Genomic DNA, 16,420 nt, shown 5'->3' with positions numbered 1-16,420 from the left:
AAGTCGATATAATCGCTTCATGGCTCACGTTTCCGCGGCTGAGCGCCGCCCCCAGCTGATCAAAGCGGCTATCGACCTCATGACCAGGGAGGGTGTCGCGGCCGGAAGTACCCGGGCCATCGCGGCCGAGCTCGGCGTGGCACAGGCCACCGTGCACTACACCTTCGGCACGAAGGAGGGACTGTACCGCGCCGTCATGGAGAAGCTCACCGCAGAGCTGATCTCGCAGGTCGAGCAGGCCACGCCCGAGGGGGTGGGATTCGAGGAGACCATCGGCACTCTGGCAGCCGCCCTGTGGCACACCGTGCGCGAACAGCCTGCGAGCCACCAGTTGCTGACGGAACTGATGATGCTCGCATTGCGCACACCCTCTCTTGCCGAGGCACGGCAAGGTCACTACCGCGACGTGACCGAAGTGGCGGCGAGGATCGTGGCGGAGGCGGCCGAGCGAACGGGGCAGACGCTCGCCCAGCCTGCCGAGACCCTTGCGCGTTACTTCCTCGCCGGATTCGACGGCCTCGTGATGCAGCACCTGTCGCTGCCCGACGAGGAGGCCGAGCAGATCTGCCTGCGAGCCCTCGTCTCCGCCGTGCTGGCGCTCGCCGACGGCCGGCTGCACCCCACCGCGATTCCCGCCAAGGCAGGCTGACCGCGAAGCCGTTCCGGCGCAACGCGGGCCCGCCCGTTGTCGAGGCGGCGGGCATGACGCTTGAGCGCACCGGCTTGGACAGGCTGGACATCGTGTACCCGCACGACCGTGACGAGCACTGTCCGGCTCGATGCTCCCTCCGGAGCCGGACCTGGCCGCACATGTGACTTCGTGACTGGGTGATGCCTCACCGTGTATCACACGGCGATGATCTGCCAGTGCTGCTGGGTTGCCCGGTTGTACGTCTCCTGCTCGACGTCGGCGCCGTTGGCGGTGGAGGCGCCGTCGACATTGAGTGACAGTCCGCTGAGCCGGTTGGTGAGGTAGTAGTCGCCGTCACCCGTGGGCGTCACAGCCCAGTGCTGTTGGAAAACGCTGTCGTCCGACCAGATGCCCACCCTGCCGCCGTCTGCACGCGAGAGGTCGGCCACTTCCATGAGTTTGCCGCTACTGACGCTCTTGATCTTGTAGTAGCCGTCGCCGGTGGAGGTGAAGGTCCACTTTTGGTTGGCCTGGCTCAGCCAGGGCCACTGGAGGATCTTGGTGCCGTTGGTGGTTCCGTTCCCGCTCACGTCGGCTACCAGGCCGCTGTTGCGGTTGACCAGGCGATAGACCGTTCCGTTGCCCGGCAGGACTCGCGACACCAGGGCCGGCTTGGCGGTCCTGCCGCCTATCCGGATGGCGCCCACGTTGACGTATCCGCCGGTGCTGGCAGAGGCCTGAATCCGCACGAAACCAACATTCCTGGCGCTCCACTCGGCCACCTTGGTGACGCGGTCGCCGGCCCAGGAACCGGTGGCGACCTGGGTGAAGGTCGAACCGTCGGTACTGGTGGAGATGGTGTACGAAGTGATGTCGCCGTCGGTGGAGTTGTTGCGGTTCCACTGCTTGGGCAGGTACTCCAGGGTGGAGACGTTGCTCCACACCCCACCCAGGTCGATCGTGATCGAGTGAGGCAGGGATGAGGGCAGTCCCCATGTCGACCAGCAGGTCTCGAAGCCTTTGTCGCTCAGCCCGTCAATCGCGTTCATCGGGCCCTCACCGGTGTGGAATCCGGTCGCGTAGGCACTGACGGGTGTCACGGGGTGCTCGGCGCGTGGCATCTGCGTCGGCAACGGTGCCCTGGAGGTGTCGGGGCTCCATGCCGCCCCGACTTCGGCGAGTCGCGTGACGACGTTGGTATCCAGCTTGCCGTTGCGGTTGGGCGGGCAATTGAGGATGAACGAGGTGTACTTCGGTTCCAGGTCCGCCAGGTGGGACAGGATCGACGCCTTGCTCACCAGGCCTTCGGTCGGCGTGGACGGATGCCAGAACCATCCGTTGCTGATCGTCTGCCCCTGCATGGAGGCGTAGGTGTTTCCGGTCGGCGAGGTGATGCCCAGCGGCTCCTCGAAAAAGATCGCATCGCCGAGGAACGGTACCGACAGCCCACCGTGGTCAATCATGACGATGTCCGGCTGAAGCGATTTCACGTGCTCGCGGATCCGCTGGTAGGAGACGGCCTGCTGGCCCATCTGCCACGCATAGCCATCGGTGATGAACATGTCGATGGTGCCGTAGTTGGTCAGCAACTCGGTGATCTGGTTCAGCATGTAGGTGAGGTCACCGGGCTGGATTACCTGGTTGGCGGCGACGCCGTGCCGGGTGTCGTACGCCTCCACGCTGTAGGTGCGGTCCCAGATCGAGTAGTACAGGCCCACCTTCAGGCCCTTGGCCCGGAACGCGTTGACGTATTGGGCGACGATGTCCTGCTTGTAGGCGCTGTTGGAGACGTTGTAGTTGTTGTACGCGGTCGGCCAGAGGCAGAAGCCGTCGTGGTGCTTGGTCGTCAGCACGCCGTAGCTCATCTTCGCCGCCGCGGCGGCGGCTGCCCACTGGGCGCAGTCCACGGCCGGCGGGGCGAACAGGGCGGGGTCGTGGTTCGGGGCGGCCCACTCCTCGTTGGTGAACGTGCCCATGTTGAAGTGGTTGAACATGCCGAACCGCATGTCCACCATGTTGCTCAGGTTGGTCTGGGGGGCGGCGGCCACCGCCTCGGACACGAGGCCCGAGAAGGCGGGGACCACGGGCAGCACAGTCGCGGCGGCAGCGGCGCCGGCGGCCCCGAGCAGCGTTCGGCGGGACAGGTTTCCTGGCGACATGCTCTCGCTCCCATTTCGGTGGCTTCGGCGCCATAGGACCGTTCCGAAGGAGCCGAATCCTCTCCGGCTGCGGGGAGAGAGACAGCGCATGCCCGCCGAAGTGCGTGAGGACATCCTTGGTACGGAGAAGGCAGTGGTGCTGCGGAATTCACGGGCCTCGGGCGCCAGATGTTACGCATGAATTTCGGGCATGTGGCACCGGAATGTCAACGGTGTGGAGGGATGAAAAGCCGAACATGGAGGCTGCTTTGGCCGCTATGTGGCGTATCACGCCGTTTATTCATGGGCAGACATGGCATGTTTGCCTTCGCCTCGCGGCGGGTGGAGGACGTGACGCGGGGATGAGTTCCTCCGCGAGGCGATCAAATGCGGGCCCTTGAATTCGTCATTAGCTGCGCTCTTATCGCGCAGGTGAAGCTGGAGTCCGCCACCGAGCTGAGGGTCAGTGAGTTGGTCACCGACGCCATCCGTTACGGCAACGCCCCCATGTCGCGAGGCCGCTGAGGTCCGGTCCGTGGCCGCGCGGGTCAGTTCCTGCAGGGCGGCGGGTGAATACGTTTCCTCCAAGCCCGTGAAGCGGGATGAACGAGGAGGCAGGCCCGTGAAGGAAAGCCAGTTGGATACGTGTGTGATCGGGGCGGGACCGGCCGGGCTGGCGGTCGCCAGGGCCCTGGCGGAGCGGAATCTGCCGTACACGCACCTGGAGCGGCACACCGGGCCCGGCGGTATCTGGGACATAGACAATCCCGGCAGCCCGATGTACGAGTCGGCCCACTTCATTTCGAGCAGGACCCTGTCCGGGTTCGGCGGTTTCCCGATGCCCGACCACTTCGCGGACTACCCGCCGCACCGGCAGATCCTGTCGTATCTGACGTCCTTCGCCGACGCCTATGGGCTGACCGACCGCATCGAGTTCGGCGTCGAGGTCGAAAACGTCGAGAAGAACGCGGACGGCACCTGGACGGTCACCCGGGCCGACGGCCGGGCAAGCGTGCACGGGCAGGTCGTGGTGTGTACGGGCTCGCAGTGGCACCCCAACATCCCCGAACTGCCGGGGGAGTTCAGCGGGGAGGTCTGGCACACCGTCGGCTACCGCAGCGCGGAGGAGCTGCGGGGCAAGCGGGTCCTGGTCGTGGGCGCGGGGAACTCCGGCTGCGACATAGCCTGCGACGCGGCCCGGAGCGCGGAGCACGCGGTGATCAGCATGCGGCGCGGGTACTGGTTCATCCCCAAGCATCTCTTCGGCCGGCCGGTGGACACCATCGCCAACAGCGGGCCGCACCTGCCGATGTGGCTGGCACAGCGGGTCTTCGGTGCCCTCCTGCGGATCCTCAACGGCGACCCGACGCGGCTGGGGCTGCCGAAGCCGGACCACAAGCTGTTCGAGACCCACCCGGCCATCAACTCGATGCTGATCCACCACCTCCAGCACGGCGACATCACCGCCCGGCCCGGGATCGCCCGCGCCGAGGGCCGGACCGTGTACTTCACCGACGGCACGAGCGACGACTTCGATCTCGTGCTGCTGGCCACGGGCTACGTCCACAAAGTGCCGGTCGCACAGAAGTACTTCGGCGACGAGCAGCACCCGGACCTGTACCTGTCGTCGTTCTCGCGCGAGCACGAGGGCCTGTTCGGCACCGGCTTCGTGGAGACCAACTCCGGTGCGTACCAGCTCTTCGACACTCAGGCGCAGCTGATCGCCGGGTACCTCCACGACGCGCGGCACCGCTTGCCGAACGCGGAGCGCTTCGCCCGCATGATCCGCGACGACCGGCCGGACCTGACCGGCGGGCTGAAGTTCGTCGACTCGCCCCGGCACACCGGCTACGTCGACAGCGGGGCCTTCGTGAAGTACCTCGCCAAGGTCGCGGGGCAGATGGGCTGGCGTACCGAGGGGCAGCCTCCCCGGGTGCGGTCCCTGCGAGGCGCGGAGGCGGCGGCGTGAGCGGGTTCGACTTCACCGACAAAGTCATCCTGGTGACCGGCGGCGCGGGCGGCATCGGCAGTGCGCTGTGCCGTCGGTTCGCCTCCGGCGGCGCCCGCTGCATCGTCGTCGACATCGACGGGGTCCGCGCCATGAAGGTGGCCGCGGACCTTCCGGGCGCCGGGCATACGGGCATCGGCTGTGACCTCATGGACCGCGCCCAGGTGGAGCGGTTGTTCGAGGTGGTCGCCGATGACCACGGCCGCCTCGACGTACTCGTCAACAACGTCGGCATGACCAGCGCGGAACGCTTCGACGTCCGCAGCGTCGAGAGCATCGAGCGGGAGATCACCCTCAACCTGACCTCACCGCTGGTCGCGACCCGGATCGCCATCCCTCTTCTCATGGCTTCCCGGGACGCCAGGGTGGTCACCACGGTCTCCCTCGGCGGGATCTTCCCGCTGGGCGAGACCCCGATCTACACCGCTTCCAAGTTCGGGCTGCGTGGCGCGATGCTGGCCATCGGGCTCGACCTGAGGAGCAAGGGAATCCTGGCCGGGTCGGTGCTGCCCTCGGCGACCGACACCCGGATGCTGCGCCAAGAGGCCGTGGAAGGCGGGAACTCCATGCAGTTCCAGGATCCCCCGCAGCAGCCCGCCGACGTCGTCGCGGCCGTGGTGAGCCTGTTGGACAAGCCCCGACTGGAGGCCTACCCCCGGGCCGGTGAGTCCCGTCTGGTGCGGTTCGCGATGCTCATGCCGAACCTGCTGCCCCGGGTCTTCCCGCTGTTCCGCAAGCGCGGTGACCGCGGCATGGCCCGCTATCTGGAGGAACTCCGCCGACGCGGACTGGCCCGCCGGACCGACGGGCGCTGGGAGCTGGTGGAGGAAGCATGACCACGAACGAGACGCTGCAGGTCGTCAACCCCGCCACCGGTGAGCCGATCACCACCCTGCCCGCCGCGAGCGCCGACGACGTCGCCAAGGCCGCCGAGCAGGCCCGGCAGGTCCACGAGGCCGGGGTGTGGTCGCGCCTGCCGGTCCGGGAACGAGGCGCGGTGCTCCTACGGCTGGCCGACCTCATGGAACGCGACGCGGAGATCCTCGCCCGGCTGGACAGCGAGGACGCGGGAAAGCCGATCACGGAGTGCCGTACGGGCGATGTACCGGGCGCGATCGAGTCGATCCGCTGGTTCGCCGAGGCGGCCGACAAGGTCTTCGGCCGCATCGCGCCAGGCGGGCCCGACGGCCTCGGTCTCATGAGCCGCGAACCGGTCGGGGTCGTCGCGGCGATCCTGCCGTGGAACTACCCGCTGGCCATGACCGCCTGGAAGGTCGGACCGGCCCTGGTCGCAGGCAACTGTCTGCTGGTCAAGCCCGCCGAGGCGACCCCGCGCTCGGCCCTGCACCTGGCCGCACTCGCCGCGGAGGCAGGCCTGCCCGACGGCGTACTCACGGTACTGCCCGGGTATGGCGAGGAGGCCGGGGCGGCCCTCGCCCGTAACCCCCTCGTGGGGGCGCTCTCCTTCACCGGGTCCACCGCGACCGGCCGCCGCATCCTCAAGGACGCCGCCGAGAGCAACTTCAAGCGCGTCTCGCTGGAGATGGGCGGCAAGAGCCCCCAGGTGCTGATGGCCGACGCGCTCTCCTACGGCGACGAGCTCATCGACAACATGATCGAGGCCGCGTTCCTGACCATGGGGCAGAACTGCACGGCCGGCTCCCGGGTCCTGGTTCACCGCGGTATCGCCGAGGAGGTCCTGGAGCGGTTCACGGCCGCGGCGAGAGAGCTCGCCATCGGCGATCCGGCAGACCCGCGCACGCAGATGGGGCCGCTCATCAATCACGCCGCCTTCGACCGGGTCGCGGGAGCCGTGGAGGCCGCCCGGGCCGGCGGAGCCCAGATCCACACCGGGGGACTGCCCCACGGGCTGCCTCCGCGCGGCGCCTACTACCCGCCCACCGTGATCACCCGAGCCCCCGACGGCAGCGACGTCCTCACCAAGGAGTTGTTCGGTCCCGTCGTCACCGTCCAGACCTTCACCACCGAGGACGAGGCGGTACGTATGGCCAACGCCACCGAGTACGGTCTCGCCGCCTCGGTCTGGACCCGCGACCTCGACACCGCGCTGCGGCTGGCCCGAGGCATCGAGGCCGGCGTGGTCTCCGTCAACGCCTACAGCGAGGGCGACATCACCACACCGTTCGGCGGCTGGAAGCAGTCCGGATTCGGTGGCGTGGAGAAGTCCACCGACGCCTTCGACCAGTGGACCCGGGAGAAGACGATCTGGATCCGTACCCGCTGACCTCGGCCTCAAAGGCGAGCTGTACGCATCCGCTCCCGCAGCTGGGCCGGGGAAGTGCCGTGCCAGCGGCGTACCGCGCGGCGCAGCGCCCGTTCGTCGGAGAATCCCGCCCGGCGGGCGATGTCGCGCAGTGTCAGTTCCGGGCGGAGCAACAGCTGTTCGACGCGTTCCCGGCGCACTCCCTCGACGAGTGCCTCGTACGTCGTGCCGCAGTCGGCCAGTCGACGGCGCAGCGTCCGCTCGCTCGTCGCATGCCGCCGCGCCTGCTCGCCGAACGAAGGCACCACCGGGAGGCTCTGCGCGACGGAGATCTCCAGCACCTCCAGCAGATCCTGCTGGTCACGGCGGGAAGCCATCTGCGCGTCGAGCATCTCCAGCGTCGACGCGTAGCTCACCGGGTCCCGGCCGGGCATCCGGGTACGGGCCCACGCGGCGTCGATGACCATGCGGTTCACGGGGGCGCCGAAGCGGACCGGACAGCGGAACAGGGCGTCGTACAGGTCGCGTTGGCGCGGTGGCGGAAAAGAGAACTCCACTGCCCGCGGCGCGAAGGCCGGGTCGACGGCCAGCCGGGACAGGGTGACCACGGAGGCGAACGCCTCCTCGCTCAGGAAGGAGGCCACGGCCGGGTCCATGGCGGGATCGGGAAGATCGGCGCGCAGCACGAAGGCGTCGTCCTCCTCACTCACACCGGCCGACCACACCACCATCGCCCCGGACAGGTTCTGGTACTTCACCCCGGTCTCGATGGCGTGCTGCAGCGTGTCGTCGGCCATCAGGGCGAAGCCGAGCAGGCCCCACGCGGTCAGGTGCTGCGCCGCGCCGACCTTCAGCCCCAGGCGCTCGTCCCTGGTGAGCTCCAGCGCACGACGGATCACCGCGCTGCCCTGCCGGTACGACACCCGCAGCGCGGCGGAGCGCATGACGGTCTCGTCCAGTCCCATCTGCTTGAGCAGGGGGCGCAGATCGACGCCGCGCTCGTCTGCGACCACGACGAGACAGCGCAGGATGTTCGGCTGGATCGTCGCCGACGTGCTGCGGCTGGTCCCGGGAGGTTCTGCCGGGCCGGGGCCAAGGGACATCGCACTCACCTTCTCCTCGAACGATCACCCTAGGCAACGGGCGTCACCGGTCGCCGGCACCGGCCCCCGAAGTCCCCTGTACGGCCCCTGGCGTCCTGAGCCTGCCTGCCGCGCCTGCATACGGTTTCGGTAGCCCGCACGGCATTCGACTCGCTGGTCCTCGACTGGTCACTCCAGCGCACACAGGAAATGAGGGCGCGACAGCATCATGTCCTTCCATGCTCCAGCCCGGGCGGGGGCCGGGGTGCTGGTCGCGGGCGCCCTGGCAGGTATGGCCGCCGCACCGAGCTGGCCGTTCGCCGTTCTCGCGGCCGGGACGGTGGGCCTGGGGGCGTCCGTCCTGGCTCCGCTGTGTCTGGCCTCCGCCGCGCGGCTGCGTCCCGCTGCCTCGGAAGCGGTCCTGGCGCGGCTGAACCTCTTCAACTACGTGGGCGTCATCACCGGTGGCGCGGTGAGCGGACTCCTCGGCTCCACCGGCCAGTTCCGTCTCGCCTACGCGGCACCGGCCGCCCTGGCGGTTCTTCTGCCGGCCGTCGCCCGCCATTTCACCCAGCAGCGTCCGGGCTTGGCCGTCGACGACGGAGGGGCACGGCGGTGCCGAACCGCATGACCCCCGTTCCTGCCGTGCTCGTAGCCTCTTTCGGTCCTTCAGTGCCCGGGCCCGGCGGACGTCGTCGTGCGCCGGGCCCGGACGGTCGTCACGCCGCGCGCCGCTGGAACTTCTGGTTGTCGCCGGTGCCGCAGGGCCACTGGATGAGGCGTGCGCCGTTGGTGGTGGACGCGTCCTTCACGTCGAGGCACTTGCCGCTGTGCCGGGCGACGAGCCGGTAGTAGCCACCGCCCTGGTCCTGGAACTGCCACTGCTGATTGGTGCCGGTGGTGCAGCGGTACTGGTTCACGAAGGCGCCGTCGGCGGTGGAGCCGTTCGCGACATCGAGGCACTTGCCGCTGTGCTGGGCGAGGATCTGGACGTACCCGTTGCCGGCGTCCTTGAGCCGCCACTGCTGGTTGAGGCCGCCGAGGCAGGTGTACTGGAGGGCGACCGCACCGTCGGCGGCGGAGTTGTCGGAGACGTCGAGGCACTTGCCGCTGTGCCGGGCCACCAGGTTGTAGTACGGGCCGCCGCCCACGCCGGCCACCGTGCCGGCCTCGGTGTCGAGGGCGATCTGCGGGGACCACGGCAGGTTCATGGTGGTCCGGGTCGGGAAGGTCAGCGGAAGCCAGACGTACTGGGAGTCGTTGACGGTGCCGCCCATGGAGTTGCCCCAGCGGTCGCCCATGTAGAGGTAGGAGGTGCCCGAGCTTCCCTGCACGGGCAGCACGAACGTGGTCTGGGATCCGTAGCCGGTGTCGTCACCGATGTCGGTCATGGCCGTCCACGGGCCGGCGATGCTGCCGGCGGTGGCGTACTTCTGCTGGTTGGGCTTCCAGCCGCTGTTGCCGGAGGTCAGCATGAAGTAGACGCCGTCGCGCTTGAACAGCGCCGGAGCCTCACGGAAGGTACCGGCCCAGGGGTTGGCGGTCAGACTGTCGTAGGCCGTGTAGTCGGCGCTGAGTTTCCAGATCTGCAGGTCGGCGTTGCCGGCGGCAGAGGTGATCTGGTAGCCGGTGCCGTCGTCGTCCTTGAACAGGGTCATGTCGCGGGACGTGGTGCCGGACGGGGGCCGGAAGCTGCCCTTCCAGGTGTAGGCGCCGTCGATGGTGTCGGAGACGGCGACGGCCGCGCGGGCCTGGGTGTAGTCGGCGCCGTTCTCCTTGTGCATCCACATCACGAACGTGCCGGTGGTGGAGTTGTAGATGACCTTGGGCCGCTCGATGTTGGCGACCGCCAGCTCCGGGTCGCTGGCCTGGGTCAGGACGTTGCGTCTGAACTCCCAGGTCTTCAGGTCGGACGAGCGGTAGGCGGAGACGGCTCTGAAGGTGTTGTCGGCGTTGCGGTTCTCGCCGAACCAGTAGTAGTACGAGCCGACTTTGATCACCCCGCCGCCGTGGGCGTGGACGACGGCGCCGGTGGTGTCGGTGAACTGGGTGGCGTTGGTGATGGTGACCGTGGCCGCCTGGGCGGGGGAGCCGGTGACAAGGAGTGCCGTCACGCTCAGGAGGGCGGCCAGCACGCAGGTGAGGGCGCGTTGGAGCATCTGGATTCACCTCAACGAGGCTTGCAATTTGTTTGGTTGTGTGCGACTCCGTTTGAGGACGGTAGGTGGGAAATGAGGCTTCGTCAACACTCTGATCCGGATTACACATCCGATGTCTTCGGCGTCGCGCCTTCCCTCTGATCCGACTTCCTGCGATTTACGCGAGCTTTCGACCGCCCCCTAGACACGGCATGGTCTGTTGCTGATTAATACATCCGATGTCATCTAGGCGAAACACGCGCCTCCGTGCGGCTCCCCTGTGTCTCGCCGTCTTGTGGTGACCCATCCGATCTGTTCGGCCCCGACGCTGAGCCGCAGCACCTGTGTGCTGTCTTGTGGACAGTCAGGAGAAGACCTTGTCAGAGCCGATCACTCGCCGAAGAGTGCTTGTCGGCATGGCGGCCATGACGGCCGCCGCAGCCATCACCCCCACATGCGCGACCCCCGCCTACGCCGCCGCTCCCCAGCCGCTCCCGCTCCCCCCGCTGCGGATCCCCAAGATCGACCTGGGGGTCGAACAGCAGCCCGACGACAAGATCCAGTGGTTGCAGGACGCCAAGCTCGGCATGTTCATCCACTGGGGCGTCTACTCCGGCCCGGCCAAGGGCGAGTGGTACATGGAGAACGCCGCCGTCACCCCGGAGAACTACAAGAAGTACGTCACCGACGCCACCGGCGAGCAGTTCACCGCCAGCGCCTACAACCCGGCCGACTGGGCCCAGTTGGCCAAGGACATGGGTGCGAAGTACACGGTGCTCACGGCCCGCCACCACGACGGCTTCGCGCTGTGGCCGTCCACCCACCCGAACGCCTGGCACGCCGGGCAGGCCCCGCTCCAGAAGGACTTCATCAGCCAGTACGTCACCGCCGTGCGCAACGCCGGGCTGAAGGTGGGCCTGTACTGCTCGCCGTTGAGCTGGCGCTACCCGGGCTATTACGACGTCCGCGGCACCAACTGCCTGCCCAACAAGTGGGGTTACGTCACGGATCCCGCGCACAAGGAGAACGCGCGGATCATGAAGAACGAGTTGTACCAGCAGGTCAGGGAGCTGGTCACCCAGTACGGCAAGATCGACGACCTGTGGTGGGACGGCGGCTGGCTCGGCCAGCAGGGCTCCGACGCGTCCGCCGCCTTCTTCTGGGAGCCGGGCAAGTTCCGCGACCCGGCGAACGAGTGGCCGGTGGATTCCGCCTACAGCGAGACCGATCCCGCCACCGGCAAGCCGCTGGGCCTGACCGGGCTGGTGCGCAAGCACCAGCCGGACATCGTCACCACCCTGCGTTCGGGCTGGATCGGCGACTTCACCAGTGAGGAGGGCCCCTCCGTCCCGTCCGGTGCGATCCGTACCGGCAAGGTGGCCGAGAAGTGCTTCACCATCGGCGGCGCCTGGGGCTACAAGGCCGGCGCGCCCGTGATGAGCTTCGGCACGGCCATGAACATCTTGGTCAACGCCTGGGTGCGGAACATGACCTGCCTGGTCAACGTCGGACCGGACCGCACCGGTGTGGTACCCGCCAACCAGGCCGACCTGGTGCGCCGGATCGGCTCCTTCATGACCACCTGCGGCGACGCCGTCTACGGCACCAGCGGCGGCCCCTGGCAGCCTGTCGACGGCCAGTACGGCTACACGTACAAGGGCAGCACCTTCTACATCCACCTGCTGCCCGGCTACAGCGGCACCGGCTTCACGACACCCTCGACCGGGGACGCGAAGGTGACTCGCGTCTTCGATGTCGCGTCGGGTGCCGACCTGTCGTACACCGTGGACGCGGACGGGAAGGTGACGATCACCGGTATCAACCGCACCCGCATTCCCGAGGACAGCGTCGTCGGCGTGACACTGGACCGCTCCGTGCAGCCCGCTGACGTTGCCGCCGGCAGGACGGTCACCGCCAGCAGCGAGGAGACCTCCAAGGGGAACACCGCGGCGAAGGCCGTGGACGGATCCACCGCGACGCGCTGGTGCGCGAGCAACGGCAACACCGGACACTGGCTGAAGGTGGACCTGGGGACCACCAAGTCCCTCACCGGCACCCGTATCGCCTGGGAGCTGGACGCAACGAACTACCGCTACCGGATCGAGGGCTCCACCGACAACAGCACCTGGACCACGCTCGCCGACCGCACCGCCACGACCAGCACCAGTCAGGTACAGGTCTCCGCCTTCCGGGCGCAGGCCCGCTACATACGGGTGACGGTCACCGGGCTCCCTGCCACGGTATGGGCGTCCATCCGCAGCCTGGAGGTCTACGACCGGCCCTTCACCGCGGATCTGGGCACCTACCGGCTGGTGAACCGCAAGAGCGGCAAGGTCATGGACGTCAGCGACGCCTCCAGCGCCGACGGCGCCGCCATCATCCAGTGGCCCTCGACCGGCGGCACCAACCAGCAGTGGAAGCTGCTGCCGAATGCCGACGGCTCCTACCGGCTGGTCAACGTCCGCAGTGGCAAGGTCCTTCAGAGCCCGGACAATTCCGCCCAGGGCGCGGCCCTCGACCAGTCGACCGACGACGGCGGCGACAACCAGTGGTGGAAGCTGGTCCCCTCCCAGACCAGCGGCTACTACCGGCTGGTCAACGTCCGCAACGGCTGGTGCGCCGACGTCAAGGACGCCGCCACCACGGACGGTGTCAAGGTCATCCAGTGGCCCACCACCGACGGGTCGAACCAGGACTGGCAACTCATCGCCCTGTGACGGCGTTCCGGCGAGGGGGCCCGTGCCACTGGGGCGCGGCCCCCTCGCCCTCGGCCACGCTCCACCCCTAAGAGATCCGATGTATAGCGTGACCTCGTCGGCGTAGCTGCCCCTCTGGGCTCCCGCCGCCTTCGAGAATCCTTCAAATGGTCCCTTCTGGCAGGGATTTTCGTCGCGCCTCTAGACGTGGCTATCGCCCCACTAATATAAATCCATCCGATGTCTCCTCTTGGCTCTACGCGGAGCAGAGTGCCCAGGCCGACGTTCCGCTCGTAACGCCCTGCCTTCCCTCCCCCTGACACATGGAGCCGCACCATGTCCTCAGCCCCCCTCAGCCGACGCTCCCTGATGAAGGCCGCCGCCCTGGCCGGAGGAATCGCGACCTTCGGACTGCCGCAGGTCCTGTGGCCCGCCACCGCCGAGGCGTATACCGTCCCCTCGAAGATGGACTGGTGGTACCAGGCCAGGTTCGGGATGTTCATCCACTTCGGGTCCTACTCGCAGCTCGGCCAGGGCGAGTGGGCGTTCACCAACTCGCAGTGGAGCAAGGCGAACTACCAGACCCAGGTCACCCAGAACTTCAACCCGAGCCAGTTCAACGCCGCCCAGATCGCCGAGCTGGCCAAGAACGCCGGCATGAAGTACCTCGTGATCACCGCCAAGCACCACGAGGGCTACGCGATGTGGGATTCCAACGTCGCGGGCTTCACCAACACCACCGGCACCAAGCTGTACAACCTGCACGACTTCGGCGGCGTCCAGACCGACCCGCTCATGAACCTCAAGACCGAGTGCGAGAGCCGCGGGATCAAGTTCTGCCTGTACTACTCGATCCTCGACTGGAACCACCCTTCCCAGACCGACCGCCACGAGGTCGGCCTCACGACGATGTCGTCACAGGCCGCCCGCACGGGCTACATCGCCGACATGAAGGCGCAGCTTCAGGAACTGCTGGACCGCTACGACCCGGCACTGCTGTGGTTCGACGGCGACTGGTTCGACGAGCCGTCCAGCCCCACCCTGGAGGACTGGTGGCTGTCATCGGACGGCGTCGACCTCTACAACTGGCTGATCGCCCGCAAGCCCAACCTCATCGTCAACGAACGGGTCAAGCGGGACCACCGTCTCGGCGACTACGCGGTCGCGGAGTTCGACATACCCGGTGAGCCGATGGGCCGCCCCTGGGAGCGGTGCGCCACCATGAACGGCGCCTGGGGTTACAACGCGTCGAGGGAGAACTCCTACAGATCCGTCAAGGACATCGTCCAAGAGCTCGTCACGGTTGTTTCCCGGGACGGCAACCTCCTGTTGAACATCGGCCCCAAGGGCGATGGCTCGGTCACATCGGGCACCCAGACCGTCCTGAACGGCCTGGCCTCATGGATGTCGACGCACAGCGACAGCATCCACGGCACCAGCGGCAGCCCGTTCACCAGCGAACCCGCATGGGGGAAGCTCACCAAGAGGAACGGCAAGCTCTTCGCCCATGTCTTCACCTGGCCCACGAACGGCCAGCTGCGGATCCCGAGGATCGACAACACGATCAGCCGCGTCTATCTGTTGAACAACCCCTCGGTCTCGCTCCCGTACACCGTCACCGACCAGATCAACGTCACCGTGCCGGCCACCGCGCCGAACGCCACCCTCCCCGTGGTGTGCGTCGAGGTCCAGGGCATGCCCACGAGGGTCTCGCCGACGGTGTTCCAGAACGTCGACTACCAAGGCACCCGCGCCGTTCTGCAGCTGGGCAGCTACACCTCCTCCCAGCTGTCCGCCGCCGGTCTGGGGCCCGCCATGGCCTCCTCCATCCTGGTGCCCGACGGCTACCAGGTGACGGGCTACTCCGGCGACAACTTCACCGGCACCGCCTGGACGTTCACCTCGAACGCCGCCGACCTTCGGGTGACCGGTAACAATGACGCCATCGCCTCGCTGAAGGTGACGTTCAACCCGGCCACGTACTTCCGCCTGGGCAACGTCACGAGCGGCCTGGTGCTGGACAGCGGCGGCAGTTCCTCCAGCGGCTCGAACCTGAAGCAGTGGGAGCCGATAGACCACCCCAATGTCCAGTGGCAGGCGATCGAACTCGGAAACGGCTACTACCGGCTCGTCAACCGTGGCAACGGCATGGCCGCCGACGGCTGGGGCGCTACCGGCAACGGCGACCCGGCCCGGCAGGCCCCCTGGAACGGCGGCACCAACCAGCAGTGGCAGATCACCGACCGCGGCAACGGCCGGTACTCGATCGCCAACCGCAGCACGGGACTGGTCCTCGACGGCGGCGGCATGGTCGCCGAAGGGGCCGTGGCCAAGCAGTGGACGTGGCAGAACAGCACCAACCTGCTGTGGACGTTCAGGGCTTGACCCAAGGCCGGGTAGTCAGGCGGAGCTCCCGTCAACAGGCAGTCCGCCGAGATGGCCTGTTGACGGGAGCTCCGTTGCCTGCGTGGAGAAAGGTCACCACCCCTGCTCGGCCGGTTCGGCCACCGCGTGGTGGTCTGCGAGCGCTGGCCCGGCCTGCAGGGGCTGCCCAGACTCACCCACATCGACGACGAGACCGCCCGGACCGTCCAAGCGGCCGGCGATGTCGACGAGGCGCTGCGGGACTCGTCGCTGTGCCATTACGTGTGGGTCAACGGCAAGGGCGAGAACCTGGTGAACATCCCGGCGAACCCCGATGGCCCGATGGGGTATCCGGATCACATCTCCATGTACCAGCCGGATGTGGAGAACGCGATCGACAGGCGGTTGCGCGGCTACGGCACGGTCGACGTCCGTCAGGGCTGGGCGGTCACCGGCCTCGACCAGGACGACGACGGTGTCACCCTGCGGCTGCGCGGCTGGAACGCCGACGCCATGTCAGCGGGGCCCTGCTGCCGGGCGAGACCCGCGAGGCCCCGCATCGCCACCCGCTGGCGCACCGGCAGGGTCTTCCTCGCCGGCGACGCCGCCCACACCATGCCGCCCTACCTCGGCCAGGGCGCGTGCAGCGGCCTGCGCGACGCCACCAACCTCGCCTGGAAGCTGGACCTCGTGCTCCGGGGCCTGGCACCGGACGCGCTCCTGGACACCTACGAGAGCGAGCGCCGCCCGCACGTCACCGCGATCACCCACGCGGCGATCGGCCTCGGCAAGGTCGCCAACACGCACGACACCGAAGCCGCCGCGGCCCGGGACGCGGCCTTCTTCGCCGGCAAGGTGCCCCCGCCGCCGCCGTTCCCACCGCTGAGCGGCGGAGTGCTGCGCACGGAAGCCGGCACACCGGTCGGCACCCTCACCCCCCCAGGGCCGCATCCGTCTGGCCGACGGCCGCACCGGACGCCTCGACGACCTCACCGGATACGGCTTCACCTTGACGGCACCGGGAGTACCTCCACCTGCTCGGCGCGGTCGCGTATCTGGCGCGTCCCGACTTCGCGCTGTTCGGTACGGCGTCCGACCGTACGGACCTGGGCGCGCTGGTGGACGATCTCGACGCCGCG

Annotated in this window: 12 protein-coding genes and 1 pseudogene; 8 read left to right on the top strand and 5 right to left on the bottom strand. The window is 68.0% G+C overall.

Annotated elements, in window-relative coordinates:
* Window positions 1–19 precede the first annotated feature (19 nt).
* Window positions 20–649 carry a TetR/AcrR family transcriptional regulator gene (locus PBV52_RS05915; protein ID WP_274237214.1) on the top strand — a complete coding sequence of 210 codons (630 nt, stop codon included), beginning with the start codon at window positions 20–22 and terminating at the stop codon, window positions 647–649.
* Between the two features lie 197 nt (window positions 650–846).
* Here the strand turns inward: PBV52_RS05915 and PBV52_RS05910 are convergent, their stop codons facing one another.
* Window positions 847–2,790 (bottom strand): alpha-L-fucosidase, encoded by a 1,944-nt coding sequence (locus PBV52_RS05910; protein ID WP_274237213.1) that lies wholly within the window; start codon window positions 2,788–2,790, stop codon window positions 847–849.
* Window positions 2,791–3,391: 601 nt separating this feature from the next.
* Between PBV52_RS05910 and PBV52_RS05905 the strand changes: the two genes are divergently transcribed.
* Genes PBV52_RS05905 through PBV52_RS05895 form a run of 3 tightly spaced genes read left to right on the top strand, consistent with a single transcriptional unit; the run spans window position 3,392 to window position 7,022 of the window.
* The gene (locus tag PBV52_RS05905; RefSeq protein WP_274237212.1) at window positions 3,392–4,738 is read left to right on the top strand and encodes an NAD(P)/FAD-dependent oxidoreductase; all 1,347 of its coding nucleotides are present in this window, start codon (window positions 3,392–3,394) and stop codon (window positions 4,736–4,738) included.
* Window positions 4,735–5,613 (top strand): SDR family oxidoreductase, encoded by an 879-nt coding sequence (locus PBV52_RS05900; RefSeq protein WP_274237211.1) that lies wholly within the window; start codon window positions 4,735–4,737, stop codon window positions 5,611–5,613. Before PBV52_RS05905 ends, PBV52_RS05900 begins: the two co-directional genes overlap by 4 nt.
* Entirely contained in the window at window positions 5,610–7,022 is a 1,413-nt protein-coding gene (locus tag PBV52_RS05895) for an aldehyde dehydrogenase family protein (protein WP_274237210.1), read from the top strand. Before PBV52_RS05900 ends, PBV52_RS05895 begins: the two co-directional genes overlap by 4 nt.
* 8 nt (window positions 7,023–7,030) lie before the next feature.
* On the opposite strand, the gene PBV52_RS05890 is transcribed toward PBV52_RS05895, so the two are convergent.
* Window positions 7,031–8,104: an AraC family transcriptional regulator gene (locus PBV52_RS05890; protein ID WP_274237209.1), complete on the bottom strand. Its 1,074-nt coding sequence runs from the start codon at window positions 8,102–8,104 to the stop codon at window positions 7,031–7,033.
* Between the two features lie 208 nt (window positions 8,105–8,312).
* Here PBV52_RS05890 and PBV52_RS05885 point away from each other — a divergent pair, with 208 nt between their 5' ends.
* Entirely contained in the window at window positions 8,313–8,714 is a 402-nt protein-coding gene (locus PBV52_RS05885; protein WP_274237208.1) for an MFS transporter, read from the top strand.
* An 88-nt stretch (window positions 8,715–8,802) separates the two neighbouring features.
* On the opposite strand, the gene PBV52_RS05880 is transcribed toward PBV52_RS05885, so the two are convergent.
* Entirely contained in the window at window positions 8,803–10,242 is a 1,440-nt protein-coding gene (locus PBV52_RS05880; protein ID WP_274237207.1) for an RICIN domain-containing protein, read from the bottom strand.
* 395 nt (window positions 10,243–10,637) lie between these two features.
* Between PBV52_RS05880 and PBV52_RS05875 the strand changes: the two genes are divergently transcribed.
* Together PBV52_RS05875 and PBV52_RS05870 are read left to right on the top strand one after the other, a co-directional pair.
* Window positions 10,638–12,938, top strand: a complete 2,301-nt coding sequence (locus PBV52_RS05875; protein WP_274237206.1) for an alpha-L-fucosidase — start codon at window positions 10,638–10,640, stop codon at window positions 12,936–12,938.
* Window positions 12,939–13,253: 315 nt separating this feature from the next.
* Window positions 13,254–15,302 carry an alpha-L-fucosidase gene (locus tag PBV52_RS05870; RefSeq protein ID WP_274237205.1) on the top strand — a complete coding sequence of 683 codons (2,049 nt, stop codon included), beginning with the start codon at window positions 13,254–13,256 and terminating at the stop codon, window positions 15,300–15,302.
* Between the two features lie 93 nt (window positions 15,303–15,395).
* Here PBV52_RS05870 and PBV52_RS05865 read toward each other — a convergent pair whose 3' ends face one another.
* On the bottom strand, window positions 15,396–15,560 hold the full coding sequence (locus PBV52_RS05865; protein ID WP_274250018.1) for a hypothetical protein: 165 nt from the start codon (window positions 15,558–15,560) through the stop codon (window positions 15,396–15,398).
* Window positions 15,561–15,715: 155 nt separating this feature from the next.
* Window positions 15,716–15,898, bottom strand: a complete 183-nt coding sequence (locus tag PBV52_RS05860; RefSeq protein ID WP_274250017.1) for a hypothetical protein — start codon at window positions 15,896–15,898, stop codon at window positions 15,716–15,718.
* Between PBV52_RS05860 and PBV52_RS05855 the strand changes: the two are divergent.
* Window positions 15,840–15,992: pseudogene (locus PBV52_RS05855) on the top strand (FAD-dependent monooxygenase); the annotation flags it as partial. The gene PBV52_RS05860 and the pseudogene PBV52_RS05855 sit on opposite strands and share 59 nt — an antisense overlap.
* Window positions 15,993–16,420 lie beyond the last annotated feature (428 nt).

The organism is Streptomyces sp. T12, assembly GCF_028736035.1.
GTDB lineage: Bacteria > Actinomycetota > Actinomycetes > Streptomycetales > Streptomycetaceae > Streptomyces.
Note: the sequence above shows the minus strand (reverse complement) of the source record. Positions and strands in the feature narration are given on the sequence as shown.

Excerpts from the sequence above, each read along its gene's own strand:
- PBV52_RS05915 (WP_274237214.1), top strand. The coding sequence starts at position 20 with ATGGCTCACGTTTCCGCGGCTGAGCGCCGCCCCCAGCTGATCAAAGCG.
- PBV52_RS05910 (WP_274237213.1), bottom strand. The coding sequence starts at position 2,790 with ATGTCGCCAGGAAACCTGTCCCGCCGAACGCTGCTCGGGGCCGCCGGC.
- PBV52_RS05895 (WP_274237210.1), top strand. The coding sequence starts at position 5,610 with ATGACCACGAACGAGACGCTGCAGGTCGTCAACCCCGCCACCGGTGAG.
- PBV52_RS05890 (WP_274237209.1), bottom strand. The coding sequence starts at position 8,104 with ATGTCCCTTGGCCCCGGCCCGGCAGAACCTCCCGGGACCAGCCGCAGC.
- PBV52_RS05885 (WP_274237208.1), top strand. The coding sequence starts at position 8,313 with ATGTCCTTCCATGCTCCAGCCCGGGCGGGGGCCGGGGTGCTGGTCGCG.
- PBV52_RS05880 (WP_274237207.1), bottom strand. The coding sequence starts at position 10,242 with ATGCTCCAACGCGCCCTCACCTGCGTGCTGGCCGCCCTCCTGAGCGTG.
- PBV52_RS05875 (WP_274237206.1), top strand. The coding sequence starts at position 10,638 with ATGGCGGCCATGACGGCCGCCGCAGCCATCACCCCCACATGCGCGACC.
- PBV52_RS05870 (WP_274237205.1), top strand. The coding sequence starts at position 13,254 with ATGTCCTCAGCCCCCCTCAGCCGACGCTCCCTGATGAAGGCCGCCGCC.
- PBV52_RS05865 (WP_274250018.1), bottom strand. The coding sequence starts at position 15,560 with ATGGCACAGCGACGAGTCCCGCAGCGCCTCGTCGACATCGCCGGCCGC.
- PBV52_RS05860 (WP_274250017.1), bottom strand. The coding sequence starts at position 15,898 with ATGGTGTGGGCGGCGTCGCCGGCGAGGAAGACCCTGCCGGTGCGCCAG.